This is a genomic window from Balneola sp. (assembly GCA_002694685.1).
In the GTDB taxonomy this organism is placed as follows: domain Bacteria; phylum Bacteroidota; class Rhodothermia; order Balneolales; family Balneolaceae; genus Gracilimonas.
Genome location: NZMW01000001.1, coordinates 531005 through 543998 on the forward strand (window position 1 = coordinate 531005; position 12994 = coordinate 543998).

Annotated in this window: 14 protein-coding genes; 5 read left to right on the forward strand and 9 right to left on the reverse strand. The window is 40.8% G+C overall.

The annotated features are described in order from the left end of the window. Positions 1-34 precede the first annotated feature (34 nt). Positions 35-649 carry an RNA polymerase subunit sigma-24 gene (locus tag CL667_02305; GenBank protein ID MAL16517.1) on the reverse strand — a complete coding sequence of 205 codons (615 nt, stop codon included), beginning with the start codon at positions 647-649 and terminating at the stop codon, positions 35-37. A 50-nt stretch (positions 650-699) separates the two neighbouring features. After that, positions 700-1767 carry a DNA polymerase III subunit delta gene (gene holA / locus CL667_02310; GenBank protein ID MAL16518.1) on the reverse strand — a complete coding sequence of 356 codons (1068 nt, stop codon included), beginning with the start codon at positions 1765-1767 and terminating at the stop codon, positions 700-702. Positions 1768-1860: 93 nt separating this feature from the next. Here holA and CL667_02315 point away from each other — a divergent pair, with 93 nt between their 5' ends. The 3 genes from CL667_02315 to CL667_02325 all read left to right on the forward strand — a co-directional run bounded on the left by CL667_02315 (position 1861) and on the right by CL667_02325 (position 3817). After that, a complete protein-coding gene (locus tag CL667_02315; protein ID MAL16519.1) occupies positions 1861-2241 on the forward strand; it encodes a hypothetical protein in 381 nt (126 codons plus the stop codon). Beyond that, a complete protein-coding gene (locus CL667_02320) occupies positions 2150-2731 on the forward strand; it encodes a hypothetical protein (protein MAL16520.1) in 582 nt (193 codons plus the stop codon). The genes CL667_02315 and CL667_02320 overlap by 92 nt, the downstream gene beginning before the upstream one ends. 72 nt (positions 2732-2803) lie before the next feature. Continuing rightward, the gene (locus tag CL667_02325; GenBank protein ID MAL16521.1) at positions 2804-3817 is read left to right on the forward strand and encodes a hypothetical protein; all 1014 of its coding nucleotides are present in this window, start codon (positions 2804-2806) and stop codon (positions 3815-3817) included. Positions 3818-4031: 214 nt separating this feature from the next. Here the strand turns inward: CL667_02325 and CL667_02330 are convergent, their stop codons facing one another. The 4 genes from CL667_02330 to CL667_02345 all read right to left on the reverse strand — a co-directional run bounded on the left by CL667_02330 (position 4032) and on the right by CL667_02345 (position 9569). Further along, positions 4032-5525 carry an asparagine--tRNA ligase gene (locus CL667_02330; GenBank protein ID MAL16522.1) on the reverse strand — a complete coding sequence of 498 codons (1494 nt, stop codon included), beginning with the start codon at positions 5523-5525 and terminating at the stop codon, positions 4032-4034. Between the two features lie 151 nt (positions 5526-5676). After that, on the reverse strand, positions 5677-6924 hold the full coding sequence (locus CL667_02335) for a peptidase M16 (GenBank protein ID MAL16523.1): 1248 nt from the start codon (positions 6922-6924) through the stop codon (positions 5677-5679). 151 nt (positions 6925-7075) lie between these two features. After that, entirely contained in the window at positions 7076-9187 is a 2112-nt protein-coding gene (gene pnp, locus CL667_02340; GenBank protein ID MAL16524.1) for a polyribonucleotide nucleotidyltransferase, read from the reverse strand. 112 nt (positions 9188-9299) lie between these two features. Continuing rightward, positions 9300-9569: a 30S ribosomal protein S15 gene (locus tag CL667_02345; GenBank protein ID MAL16525.1), complete on the reverse strand. Its 270-nt coding sequence runs from the start codon at positions 9567-9569 to the stop codon at positions 9300-9302. A 183-nt stretch (positions 9570-9752) separates the two neighbouring features. Here CL667_02345 and CL667_02350 point away from each other — a divergent pair, with 183 nt between their 5' ends. Next, positions 9753-10235, forward strand: a complete 483-nt coding sequence (locus CL667_02350) for a hypothetical protein (GenBank protein MAL16526.1) — start codon at positions 9753-9755, stop codon at positions 10233-10235. On the opposite strand, the gene CL667_02355 is transcribed toward CL667_02350, so the two are convergent. Then, a complete protein-coding gene (locus tag CL667_02355) occupies positions 10232-10801 on the reverse strand; it encodes a damage-inducible protein DinB (protein ID MAL16527.1) in 570 nt (189 codons plus the stop codon). The two genes, CL667_02350 and CL667_02355, sit on opposite strands and share 4 nt — an antisense overlap. A gap of 274 nt (positions 10802-11075) precedes the next feature. Between CL667_02355 and CL667_02360 the strand changes: the two genes are divergently transcribed. Next, on the forward strand, positions 11076-11315 hold the full coding sequence (locus tag CL667_02360) for a hypothetical protein (protein ID MAL16528.1): 240 nt from the start codon (positions 11076-11078) through the stop codon (positions 11313-11315). A gap of 18 nt (positions 11316-11333) precedes the next feature. Here CL667_02360 and CL667_02365 read toward each other — a convergent pair whose 3' ends face one another. After that, positions 11334-12263, reverse strand: coding sequence for a bifunctional riboflavin kinase/FMN adenylyltransferase (locus CL667_02365; protein ID MAL16529.1), 930 nt, complete (start codon positions 12261-12263; stop codon positions 11334-11336). Beyond that, the gene (gene truB, locus CL667_02370; GenBank protein MAL16530.1) at positions 12251-12994 is read right to left on the reverse strand and encodes a tRNA pseudouridine(55) synthase TruB; all 744 of its coding nucleotides are present in this window, start codon (positions 12992-12994) and stop codon (positions 12251-12253) included. Before truB ends, CL667_02365 begins: the two co-directional genes overlap by 13 nt.

The following is a 12994-nucleotide window of genomic DNA, read 5'->3' on the forward strand; positions in this document are numbered from 1 at the left end:
TTGCTAAGTTATCCTTCACTCCCCTTTAATTCATTCATGCAGCATTTGTTCCCAGCTGCACATAATCTTTTATCAATGCCTGAATTTGGGCACGTCCGCGGTTAATTCTGGACTTCACAGTTCCCATTGGGATGTCGGTGATGTCAGAAATTTCGTCGTAAGAAAGCTGTTGCAGATCGCGAAGAATAATAACTTCACGGAAATCTTCTGGTAACTCCATTAATGCTTTTTCTAACTGCTCCATGCATAATTTCTCATGAAGAGCATCATCCTGAAGGATATTAGCATCCTCCAGGAGAAGCTCTCTATCATCGGGGTCAGACTCATCTTTATGAATCGACACTTTATACATGCGTTGCTTCTTTTTGTATAAACTCTTGGCAAGGTTCAGCGCAATGGTGTACATCCATGTTGAAAATTTGGCGATGCGCTCGTAGGAATGCTTGCTCTTATGTACTCTTAGAAAAGTTTCTTGTACCAGATCTTCGCAATCCTGGTGGTTGTGCGTGTAGCGATATAGAAAGTTATGGAGGCGATCCTGATAGCGATATACTAATTCATTAAAAGCCAACTCGATACCATTCTGGAAATACTCCATTAAATCTTCGTCATCATAGTTCTTGACTGATGTCGCTTGAAACGCTTTCATAATTAAACTCCACAAATTTAGTTTCGATTCTTTCTAAGCGCGAATCGATACTACCCGATGATTCGCTTGACCAGGAAGAATAAAATCGAAGTGGAGTCTAGTGTGCTGAACCCTTTAATGGAGCGATCTGCATCCAGCAAGGCTTCAAATATCCGGGGCATTTCGCTGTAGCGAAAGTTTGAGGCATCTTCCCAGAGTTTGTTAAAGTACCAGCTGCTGCCGATCCCTAACTCGCTCTGGATCTGATTTTTAGCAAACCCCTTTTCGGAGAGCCTCAAAATCTGCCAGACATTTACAAACACACTGTTAAAGAACCCCACGAGACGAATTAATTCTCCCGTGTCTGATTTAGTGTGTTGCAACATCTGTTCCGAGATATATAGCGCTTGTTTCATATTTCGCTTAACAATGGCCTCTTTGAGCTCTATGGCCGTAAATTCGCGATATGAGCCGATTATTTTTTTTACATCGGCTTCTGAAACGGTATTAGAAGTGTCCACAAAAGTGCACACTTTATCTATTTCAGTGGACAGTAACTGCAAGTTGTTGCCCACAAACTGAGATAGCAACTGGGCTGCTGCCGGCTCAATTTCTTTGGAATGATGGCTTCGAACCCAATCAATCACCCAATCCGGGATCAGATAATCAGCCATGCGTTCAAATTCATAAAATCCTACATTCTTAGATTTCTTGAGCGCTTTTCCAATGTTCGTGTTCCCAGCTGGCTTTTTGGTATCAAAGCAAACCAGCAAGGTTGATGGATTGGGATTTTCGGTATAGGAAATAAAATCGTTGATATGTCCGGCTGGAGAACCGTCTTCACTTCCACCTTTATTAAGCTGAAGGAAGTTTCGAATAATCAAGACCCGCCTTTCCGCCATCATTGGGAAGCTTCGTGCAATAGACAAGGATTGAGCAGGTGTCACCTCTTGTCCATACAGCAGATCAAAATTAAAATCTTTTTGATCAGGTGGAATAATAGTCGAAAACCGATCCAGCAGCTGATCCAGATAAAAATCTTCCTCCCCAAAGAGATAGTAAATCGGTTTGAGGTTGCCGGAATTCAGCTCCCCTACTACCTGCTGATAAATCTGATTGCTATTTGGTTTTCGTGCCATCGGTGGCAAAGATAAGGAATGAACGGACGAATGAAATGGGAATCTTTAAAGAATTAAAACTACTTTCTGGAAAAACCCTTTTCAAAGATAGACATGGAAAAAGCACCCAAATATTTTCTCATTTTCAGTGGCGTCGTTTTGCTGGTATATGCACTTACTTTTTTATTCAGCCCCACAACTCTCGGCGAGATTGTTGGTTTTACTCATCACAGCCCAAATGCATTGGTTGAAGTCACCGCATTTTATGGCGGACTAGAGTTTGGAATGGCCCTCTTCTTTATCTGGGCGGGATTAAACAAAGAACGATTTAAAATTGCCTTAACAGCCTATACCTTCATTTTCCTTTCTGCGGGGTTAGCTCGTTTACTGGGAATATTTTTATATGGATTTGAAGATCCAAGCCAACCTATTGTTACAGCCGTTGAAATCGTATTCTCTTTATTTGCCTGGTGGCTTCGAGAAAAACAACCTTAAATCGGGGGAACAATTTCTTAAAGATATAGTTCGACTTTACACTATGCTTAAAAGAAAAAAATCTCCCATGATAAGATCATCTAATGCTAACCATCAAACAAGCAACAAGCACGCTCCTTCAATAACCTATATAACAGAATCGACACAGATTACAGCCAATCTTTACTGTGAAGATGATGTTCGGATTGCTGGCTCCATAAGTGGAGAGATTGAATCTAAGAAAAAGGTAATGCTCTCCGAGACAGGCACAATAAATGGTTCTATTCATTCACCCAATGCTGACATTTCAGGAAAAGTTACCGGAGACGTTCGGGCTGATGAGAAGTTAATCCTACGTTCTACTGCAAAAGTTGATGGACAAATCTTCACTAAAAAACTCACCATTGAAAATGGCGCTCGGGTAAAGGGAGCATTTAAGGTTGGTCCTGACGTTCAAATAAACCCTACTCATAAAAGTGAGCCTCAGAAAAAAGCATCAAAAGAAAGCTAATTATTAATTCTATATTCAGAGTACCAACTTTTCTGTGATAATTAGAATTAATAGTATAGATATTGCCTAACAATGGATATTTTTAGCTCTCATAAGAGGCACAATACAAATCCTAAACTTGTGGATGAATCAATTAACGCAGCGAAAACGGTGACAAGCATTGCTCAGGGTACTCGGGTTACTGCCGATATTAAAACCGATTCGGATATACGGATTGCCGGAATGGTAGATGGAGACATCGAGACTAAAGGAAAGCTAATCCTCACCGAAACGGGCCGTATTACTGGAAAGGCCATAGCCAGTGAGGCTCTTATGGCTGGAAGATTTACCGGGGAGCTCAGAATTCTCAATAAAATCGCCATACAAAGTACCGCCTTCGTTGATGGCTTTTTGTACTCAAAAGATATTTCTGTTGAAGAGAATGCTGCTTTGGTTGGTATCCTCAGTGTTGGCCACGATGTAGATGTACTCAATGCTAAACTTTCAAAAAAGCCTCAGAAACCACAAATGAAGGAAGCATTGGAACAAGCTTCAGAAGTCATATCTGATTCCAATAACGATCCGAAAAAGGCAGAACCTGAAAAAACACCAGAATCGCGATACACAAAAGATGTCTTAATAACGGTTACTGAATCTCAAGTTAGTAATGAATTGGCTGCTGAGCTTAAGAAAACCGGTGGAGCTTTCATTGAAGTATTAGGGTTCAATTTGGAGATTTTTGACGAACCGAGCTTTAGTCCGTTCTTTCAAAAATTTACCTATGTACGAAAAAGCACAGATTCAGAAGAAGAAATAAAGCAACTGTTTGAGAAAGGAAAAGGAGCTCTCGAAACTGCTCTTTTACATAAAGGCGATTCTGACAACGACAGCCAGCTTCAGCAAGCAGCAGATAAATTGATAAGGATACTGAAAGAACAAAAAGAATTTGCCGTAGTCATTGGTGATATCTTGCTAATTCAGTTTTATGAGGGAGATGTCCAAACTATTGCTGTAGAAATCATTCCCGAACAGTTGGAAACCGACCTTAAGAAGAATCCTGAGATGGCTACTAATCTTACCAAAGTATATTCTTACCTGGAAAATTAGAACCGAATTAGCTCCTCTGAATAGTTAGGCTGACGCTTCATGAACTGCAGATCGAGTTACCCTGTAGTTTCACAGCCTTAATTTTTCTAAAGCAATAACGAGAGCTCAGTTCTTAGTACAAGTCTTCATACTGCCGAATTTAGCTCCCGTTTCTCAAAAAGCAACAACTACACGTTCCGATTTCCAGGGTGTTGTTAATTCAGAATGCCAGTCGTCATGGCTTCAATCTTCCCATCATTCTTGGGAAAGGCACGGTCTCACGTACATGAGATAAGCCACAAAGCCATGCTACGGTACGCTCAAGCCCAAGACCATATCCAGAGTGAGGAACGCTGCCAAAGCGGCGTAAATCCAAATACCACTCAAATACTTCCTTATCCAGTCCCTCTTCTTTGATACGTTCTTCCATCAATTCCAGATCGTCCTCACGCTGACTTCCACCAATGATTTCACCATATCCTTCAGGCGCAAGAACATCCATTCCCAGAGCGTACTTTTCGGTTTCATCACGTTTCATATAGAACGCTTTGATTTCAGCAGGCCAGTGTGTCACAATCAATGGTACATCATACTGCATCATCAGTACGGTTTCGTCACTGCCACCGAGGTCATTACCCCATTCAAAGTTTTTAGCTGATTCTTTCCAGCTTGGAATATTTCGAAGATCTTCTTCAATCTGATCAATCCGAGCAGAAATTTCTTTTATACGCTGATCAATTTGTGCCTTACGCCATTTCTTAGCTGAACCGTGTTCTTTCTTAATCTCTTCCCACTCTTTCTCGAGATCTACTTGTTCTTGTCTGCGAGACTCAGCCATCTCGTCCAACATATTAGCGGTCTCATCACTTTTCAACATCTTAACAGCTTCATCATAAGTCATTCGTTCAAATGGCTGATTAGCTGTTTTCTCCAGAGATGAAATATCCCGCTCTAAAATCTCGAGCTCATCTTTTCTCTTCTCCAGTACGGTAGAAACAATAGCCTTGATCATATCTTCGGCGAGATCCATATTCATGTCCAGATCATAATAAGCCATTTCAGGCTCTATCATCCAGAATTCAGTCAAGTGACGACGGGTTTTGGATTTTTCGGCTCTAAACGTTGGGCCAAAAGTATAAATCAATCCATGAGCCATCGCCATGGCTTCTCCATACAATTGACCAGTTTGTGCGAGGTATGCTTTCTCTTCAAAGTAATCGGTTTCGAAAAGTGTGGTACTCCCTTCTGCTGCATTTCCGGTAAAGATGGGAGAATCCATTTGTACAAAATCACGCCCTTGAAAAAAGGTGTGTATTGCAAAAATAATCTCATTCCGAACCCGCATTGCCGCCCACTGCTTCTGGCTGCGTAACCAAAGGTGGCGGTTGTTCATCAAAAATTCCACGCCGTGTTCTTTTGGTGTGATCGGATAGTCTTCCGCAACCTGGTGAACTACTACATTAGATACATGAATTTCATGACCGCCAATACTGCGATCATCTGCTTTAACGGTCCCGGTAATTTCCAGAGAACTCTCTTGCTTTAATGAAGTAGCAGCTTCCCATACATATTCCGAGACATCATCTTTTGCAACCACACATTGAGTGATTCCGGTTCCGTCTCTCATCTCGATAAAAACTAAACTTCCACTGCTTCGGAAATTATATACCCAGCCTTTCAGGGTTACTTCTTTATCTACGTGATCTGCGAGTTTTTTGATGTAGGTCATTGGAAATTTTGAATTATTAAATGCTAAATGTTAAATGTCTCTTTTGTCATTTGGAGGCAACTTCCGAAGAATCTTTGTTATTTCAATTTACCAAGTAGTATAAACAAAGATCCTTCGCAGGTAAGCTCAGGATGACTTTATAGGAAAATAATTATTCCGGTAATAAGATCGCCTCCATGAAATCTTCTTCAGTAAAGAAGTCTTTCACGAATCGTTGAATTTCTTCGGCAGTTACCGAATCGATGTTTTCAACCAGTTCATCCAAGGTAACAAATCGGCCAAAATATAGTTCGCTCTTAGCTAATCGAGTCATACGGTTACTGGTGCTTTCCTGAGATAACAACAGTTTTCCTTTGAGTTGCGACTTAGCTTCGGCCAGTTCTTTTTCCGGAACCGGTTCGTCCTGCATTTGCTTCAGCTCTTTTTTGATGAGTTCGCGAACGTGATCTACATATTCTTTATCAGTTCCTACATAAATTCCCCATAAACCGGTATCCGTATAGGATTGATTAAAGGTTTGGATAGAATAGCAGTAACCATATTTCTCACGGACGTTCTGGTGAAGGCGAGAGCTCATCCCACCTCCTAAAATGGTGTTAGCCATCAAAAGCAGATACTTGTCTTCATGATCAAAATTCAGTCCCCTTCGGCCATAGATGTAGTGGGTTTGCTCAATGGCTTTGGTTAGAGAAATGTCTTCATTCTTGAAGTCCGGAAGTGGTTGTTTTTCTTTATTATGATCTTTGGCTTCCAGCTTTTCAAAATACTCGGTAACCAATTTCACTACACGATCATGGTCTACGTTTCCGGCTACAGAAACCAGCAAGTTGCCAGGATAATAGCGGTCTCTCATGTAGTCATAAAGATCCTGGCGGGAAAAATTAGAAACGGTCTCTTCAAACCCAAGAACCGGACGTCCTAGCTCATGCCCTTCAAAAATCTTGGAATTGAATTCCTCAAACAGGTAATCATCCGGGGAGTCGCGATACATTTTCATCTCTTCAATAACTACTTTCTTCTCTTTCTCTATTTCCTCTTCTGGAAATGAAGGGTTCAGGACCATATCTGAAAGAACATCCAGTGCACGGTCGAGCTGAGTATTCAAGCATCGTGAATAATAGCAGGTGTATTCTGAAGACGTAAAGGCGTTGAGGTAGCCACCAACTGCTTCCATGCTTAAGGCAATGTCAAAAGAAGAACGCTTATCGGTTCCTTTGAAAAGCATGTGTTCCAGGAAATGGGTAATTCCAGCCTGCTTTGGCGTTTCATGTCGGCCACCGGTTTTCACCCAAATACCAACAGAAACACTCTTAACGGATTCAATTTTCTCCGTTACAATTCGAAGTCCGTTTGGCAGCGTACTCTTGGTCACAAAATCAATTTCTTTCAAATTCTGCATAATTTTATCGCCACTAAATCACAAAAAACAATAAATAAGGTTTTCTGTTTTCGAGTTTTCGTGGCCCTTTAATTTTCTTATTTAAATAAAAAAGCTCCGCACATATCGATTAACGTGCGGAGCAAATATAATGAGGTTTGTTGGCAAAGACTTACTCTTCTTCGTCGTTTTCCAACAATGCTTTTCTGGATAATCGAAGCTTATTGCCCGGCTCAATTTTGAGGAGCTTAACTTCAATCTCATCGCCCACACTCATGTAGTTTGTTACGTCTTTAACATGCTTGTGATCAATTTCAGAAATATGAAGGAGTCCATCTCGTCCCGGAGCAATCTCTACGAAAGCACCAAAGTCTTTGATGGTTTTGACAGTACCTTTATAAGTCGCGCCTTCTTCAAGCTGACCTGTAATGGCTTTAATTCTGTCTTCAGCATCTTTTGCTTTGTCGAGGCTATCAGCAGAAATAGTGATTTTGCCTTTACCTTCGTCATCTTCTTCGATCCAGATTTCAGTATCTGTTTCTTTTTGAAGAGTCTGAATTACTTTACCACCTGGCCCAATAACTGCGCCAATCATATCACCGTCAATGGTCATATTGATAAACTGCGGGGCAAATTCAGAAAGAGTTTCACTTGGAGTAGAAATGGTTTCAGCCATTTTTCCAAGAATATGCATTCGGCCTGTATGAGCCTGCTTAAGAGCTTCTTCCATTACGTCGAAAGAAATACCTTTTACTTTCATATCCATCTGGCAAGCGGTGATACCGTCAGAAGTACCCGCTGTTTTAAAGTCCATGTCTCCCATGAAATCTTCTTCGCCACGGATATCAGAAAGAACAACTGAGTTGCCATCTCCAACAATCATTCCCATTGCAATACCTGCAACCGGCTTCTTGAGAGGCACACCAGCACTCATAAGCGCCATTGAACCACCGCAAACGGAAGCCATAGATGATGAACCGTTCGATTCTGTAATGTCAGAAATAACACGGATTACATATCCGAAGTCGTCAAATGATGGCATCATCATTCTAAGCGCACGCTCTGCAAGGTGACCATGACCGATTTCACGTCGTCCAGGACCTCTTAGGAATCCAGCTTCACCTACAGAATATGGAGGGAAGTTGTAGTGTAGATAAAATTTCTTCTCTTCTTCGTCAAACAGCGTATCTACAGATTGAGCATCTTTTTTAGTACCCAATGTTACTGATACCAATGCCTGAGTTTCTCCACGTGTGAAGAGTGCAGATCCGTGAGTACGTGCAAGGTAGTTAACCTGTGTCCAGATATCGCGGATGTCTTCAGGAGAACGACCGTCAATACGACGTTTTTTCTCAAGAACCATGTTGCGAAGTTCTTCTTTCTCAACATTACCAAGGATGTCTTTAACGGTATCCATATCGTCTGCAAACTCTTCTTCCAGTTCAGCAATAACGCTGTCTTTGGCTTCCTGAAGTTTTGCAGAGTAATCTTCTTTATTGAGTCCGATATTTACTACTTCCTTAATCTTATCAGTAGCTAATTCGCGAACTTTATTTTCAATTTCTTCAGGATTTGTTTCAGCAACAAATTCTCTTTTCTCATTTCCGTACTCTTCACGAAGTTCTTCCTGAAATTCACATAGAGTAATAATAGAAGCATGAGCTGCTTTGATTGCTCCAAGCATTTCGTCTTCTGAGATTTCATCCATCTCGCCTTCCATCATCAGTACAGAATCAGCAGTACCACCAACAATCATGTCGATGTCGCTTTCTTCAAGTTCTGTAAGTGTTGGGTTGATAACATATTCGCCATCAATACGGCCAACTCTAACTTCAGCCATCGGGCCGTCGAAAGGTACATCTGAGATATGCAGAGCAGCAGAAGCACCAAATCCACCTAAAACATCACCGTCGTTTTCTCCATCTGAAGAAAGCACGCTTGAGATGATTTGGGTTTCACATAAATATCCTTTTGGAAACAATGGACGTAAACTACGGTCAATTAACCGGCTTGAAAGTACTTCTTTTTCAGAAGGACGACCTTCACGTTTCATGAATCCACCGGGGAAACGTCCACCGGCTGAAAAACTTTCTCTGTGGTCAACAACTAAGGGGAAAAAGTTCTGTCCCGGTTTAGCTTGCTTAGCACTTACAGCGGTACAAAGTACCTGGGTATCTCCCATTCGAACTACTACAGCGCCATCGGCTTGCTTGGCAATCCGGCCTGTTTCTACGGTAAGCACCTTTCCTGGTGCAAATTCTACACTTCTTATTTCTTCTTTCATTTGTCTTCTTTGTCTTTATTGATTTGCGTAATCCCACCAACAACAGATAAGAAATTAGAGGTAGGATAAATTGAAAAAGGCTCCACAACGGAGCCTTTTATACGAATAAAACTTACTTACGGATACCGAGTTCTTTGATAAGTTCTCTGTACTTCTCGATATCGTTTTTCATGAGGTAGTTCAGCAACCTTCTTCTTTTACCAACCATTTTCAAAAGTCCACGGCGAGATGCGTGATCCAATTTGTTATCTTTTAAATGCTCAGTGAGGTCATTGATTCTTTTGGTTAGAAGGGCGATTTGTCCTTCCGTGGAACCCGTATCGGTTTCACTTTTTCCAAACTTCTTAAAGATTTCTTTCTTTTCTTCTGCGGTTATGCTCATTGCAATGGTTTAATTAGTACTTATATAAATCGATTTATAGTTTCTAAAGATAATGGTTTTTAGCTTAATGGACAATATCTGATCCACGATTTGTTTTACTTTCTCAACCCTCTCCTACTACTTAATAAGGTCTTTTGATTTACAATGGGTTATTTTACCCCTCGAATCAGATAAACTTAAAGGATGTTAGAAAACCCAAGTAAAAAAACAAAGAGTGAAACTCGGCTACTGCACTGGACTAAAGACGCCTTTAGTTTAAACTACAGTATATTTGAAAATGGACAAATGGTCGGAGTCATCAATGATAGAAGTACAAACCGATCCATCAAAGCTTCCTTATTCGATGACAACTTTGTTTTTGAAGGCGAAGGGTTTTTGAAACCCCGGATGAATATCATTGATCTTCAGCAAAAGATAGAGATCGGTCAAATCCGTTATAATTTTTTTCGGTCCGGAGCCAAAATTGAATTATCAGGTATCCAATACACCTGGAAATTCGATAATTTCCTATATACAAAATGGAGCTTAAGCAACTCCTATGGAAACGCCGTCATCTTGGGAGAAAAAAGAAAGGAGGGCGTTTTCCATATACACCCGGAAATACACCCTGCCTTATATCTTAGTTCACTTATTATCAGAAATAGATACACAAAGCACGGTTATTAAAATAATTGATACTGTGGCGGTGAAATCCCATTCATTCTTAGATAAATGGTGGTTTGTCCTTTGTGGTGCGTGTTGTGTTCCAATGCCTTATGAACCCATCCTCTTCTGGTAACTTCAAATTGACCTCTTTGAACTACTTCTGTTAAGGTTTCAGGATCCATTTCTTTTATGCTATTGATAGCAAAATCATAACTTTCGGTTACAATACGAACCACTTCCTCTTTGGTGTGATAGGCTTCCGTGGCTTCAAGATTCTCACCCTGAAAAATTGGAGTTGCTCCTGTTCCGTTCGACGACAACCCAATAAGTCCCTGGGCAACGTGAAGATACTGTTGAGCAAAAGTCCGCACATCATCGCTGGGCTTGAAATCAAATTTATCGGCCGGCATAGCTTCTATATATGAAAGCGACATCGCTTTATTCCTTTCCATGTCGGAGGCGAGTTCATCTACTATATATTGTTGAGAAAAGGCGGCTGTTGAAAGGCTTAAAAAAAGAATGGTGATAAGTAATCTCATTGTGATAGGATTAATTAAGGTTTGGAACCTCCATGATGCTTCAAACAAAAAATGGAATGGTTTAGTAAAGGAGCTACGAGCTTAGCCTTTATTTGATTCAATAAACCAAAAATTTCCGACTTTCAATTTAGCTTTCCCATTCAGAAATTTCTTATCTGGAATCATGGTTTGTATTCCTTTGAAGTTAGCTTCGGTTTCTTCATTTTAACCTCGTTATATGAATAATCATCAATAAGCATCGAAAAATTTATCAATATTGGATTTACCAAAGATAAGAAGTGATGTTTCGAGAACGAGTACTTAAAATTCCACCAAAATAAATATGAGTTGTTCAACAGGGAAAAATCAGTATCCCACTAAATTAGCAGCTGAAGCGGCGCTAATTGAGAGTCATGTAGACAGAAACTTCCCTCCTGACCAAGGTCCTCAAAACGTATATAGGTGTGAGTATTGTGGGGATTGGCATTTAACAAGTAAGTCACCAAGCCGCAACAAGCGGTTACAAAAGATGATCAATTCCGGTGAATTGCGATTAAAACAACAAGCCAGAAAATGGGAGTAAATACTTACCTAGAATATTCTAGCTCAGCAATTCCAAACTCTTTTGCTTATCGGAATCCAGCTGTGCCTTTAGTTCTTCCACCCCATCAAACTTAACCTCATCCCGAATTCGGTCTACAAATCGGACTTGGATGGTTTTGCCATAGATTTCCCGGTCAAACTCAAAGATATTGACTTCCAGCGTTCGGATTAGTTCTCCAAACGTAGGACGAATACCGATGTTCATCATCCCGCCAAACCATTTATCACCAACTCTGACCTTCACTGCATAAACCCCATTCTTAGGAATGACTTTATTCTCATGTTCAGGCTTTAGATTAGCAGTCGGGTACCCAATGGTTCTTCCCCGTTCGTCTCCATGAATCACAATGCCATTCAGCAAATAACGCCGGTTCAAATATTCAGCAGCTTGTTTGACATTACCCTCTTCTGCAAGTGTATTACGGATAACTGTACTGCTTATCGTCACCTCTCCCATCTCTTGCTTTGAAACTACATAGGCCTCAAAATTCAGTTCTTTACCAAGCTTCTCAATCGTTTCGATCGTTCCCTCACGATCTCTACCAAAGTGATGATCATACCCAATCACAAACTCAGAAACCCCTACTTTATCATAAATGACATCACGGACAAATTCCTCAGAACTTAGTAGAGAAAAATCTCTATCAAAGGGAATGACAAGCAAAATATCGATGCCCAAGTCTTCTAAAATCTCTGCTCGTTCTTTTAATGTAGTAAGCAGTTTAATTCCCTCTTTTCCGGGATTAATTATCTCTCTGGGATGAGGGTCAAAAGTAACTACAACACTGCGAGCCTCACGAGCTTTGGCTTTGTTCACCACCGTCTCCATCAAAGCCCGATGACCTTGATGCACACCGTCAAAAGTCCCAACCGTAACTACCGTATTGGGTTCATGCTTAATATTTTCTAATTCAATTAGTTCTGCCATATCTCTTTCAATCGATCACCCATTTCGTGGGGAGTTAGCGAGTCTTCAACTAAAAAATGTCCTATTGCCGTTCGTTCCAAACCACTCAAATAGCCTTTTGAGCCTAGTGCTTCTCCTAAATCCCGAGCTAGTGAGCGGATATACGTTCCCTTGCTGCAAGTTACTCTGAGAGTGAGTTTGGGAGGATTAAACTCAAGAATCTCATGCTTATGAAAAGTGATCTGTCGTGGAAGGCGTACAACTTCTTCTCCCTTTCGGGCAAGTTCATACAGTTTCTTCCCCCCATATTTTAATGCTGAATACATCGGAGGGATTTGTTCTACCGTTCCGGTGAACTCATCGTCAAGTACTTGTTTTATTTTTTCTTCTGTGATGTGACCCCAATCAGCTTCTTCTGTAACCTCGCCTTCAGCGTCATAAGTAGTTGTAGCTTTGCCGAAGGTAACTTCACTGGTATAAACTTTGGGTAAGTCCTGAATCATTGAGATAGATTTGGTGGCTTTCCCACAACATAAAATCAGCATACCAGTCGCTAGAGGATCAAGTGTTCCAGCGTGTCCAACTTTTTTAACACGGATCCTTTTGCGAAGAAATTTAACGACATCAAAGCTAGACCATTCCAAAGGTTTGTCAATAAGGAAAATAGCGCCTGCTTGTAGATCTGTGTCCTTATCGGGCAAGTTATTCTTACCGAATACAGGGATTTCATCCAAAGGAAGCGCAATGGCCAT

Excerpts from the sequence above, each read along its gene's own strand:
- CL667_02305 (MAL16517.1), bottom strand. The coding sequence starts at position 649 with ATGAAAGCGTTTCAAGCGACATCAGTCAAGAACTATGATGACGAAGAT.
- holA (MAL16518.1), bottom strand. The coding sequence starts at position 1,767 with ATGGCACGAAAACCAAATAGCAATCAGATTTATCAGCAGGTAGTAGGG.
- CL667_02315 (MAL16519.1), top strand. The coding sequence starts at position 1,861 with ATGGAAAAAGCACCCAAATATTTTCTCATTTTCAGTGGCGTCGTTTTG.
- CL667_02320 (MAL16520.1), top strand. The coding sequence starts at position 2,150 with ATGGATTTGAAGATCCAAGCCAACCTATTGTTACAGCCGTTGAAATCG.
- CL667_02325 (MAL16521.1), top strand. The coding sequence starts at position 2,804 with ATGGATATTTTTAGCTCTCATAAGAGGCACAATACAAATCCTAAACTT.
- CL667_02330 (MAL16522.1), bottom strand. The coding sequence starts at position 5,525 with ATGACCTACATCAAAAAACTCGCAGATCACGTAGATAAAGAAGTAACC.
- CL667_02335 (MAL16523.1), bottom strand. The coding sequence starts at position 6,924 with ATGCAGAATTTGAAAGAAATTGATTTTGTGACCAAGAGTACGCTGCCA.
- pnp (MAL16524.1), bottom strand. The coding sequence starts at position 9,187 with ATGAAAGAAGAAATAAGAAGTGTAGAATTTGCACCAGGAAAGGTGCTT.
- CL667_02345 (MAL16525.1), bottom strand. The coding sequence starts at position 9,569 with ATGAGCATAACCGCAGAAGAAAAGAAAGAAATCTTTAAGAAGTTTGGA.
- CL667_02350 (MAL16526.1), top strand. The coding sequence starts at position 9,753 with ATGTTAGAAAACCCAAGTAAAAAAACAAAGAGTGAAACTCGGCTACTG.
- CL667_02360 (MAL16528.1), top strand. The coding sequence starts at position 11,076 with ATGAGTTGTTCAACAGGGAAAAATCAGTATCCCACTAAATTAGCAGCT.
- CL667_02365 (MAL16529.1), bottom strand. The coding sequence starts at position 12,263 with ATGGCAGAACTAATTGAATTAGAAAATATTAAGCATGAACCCAATACG.
- truB (MAL16530.1), bottom strand. The coding sequence starts at position 12,994 with ATGGCCATTGCGCTTCCTTTGGATGAAATCCCTGTATTCGGTAAGAAT.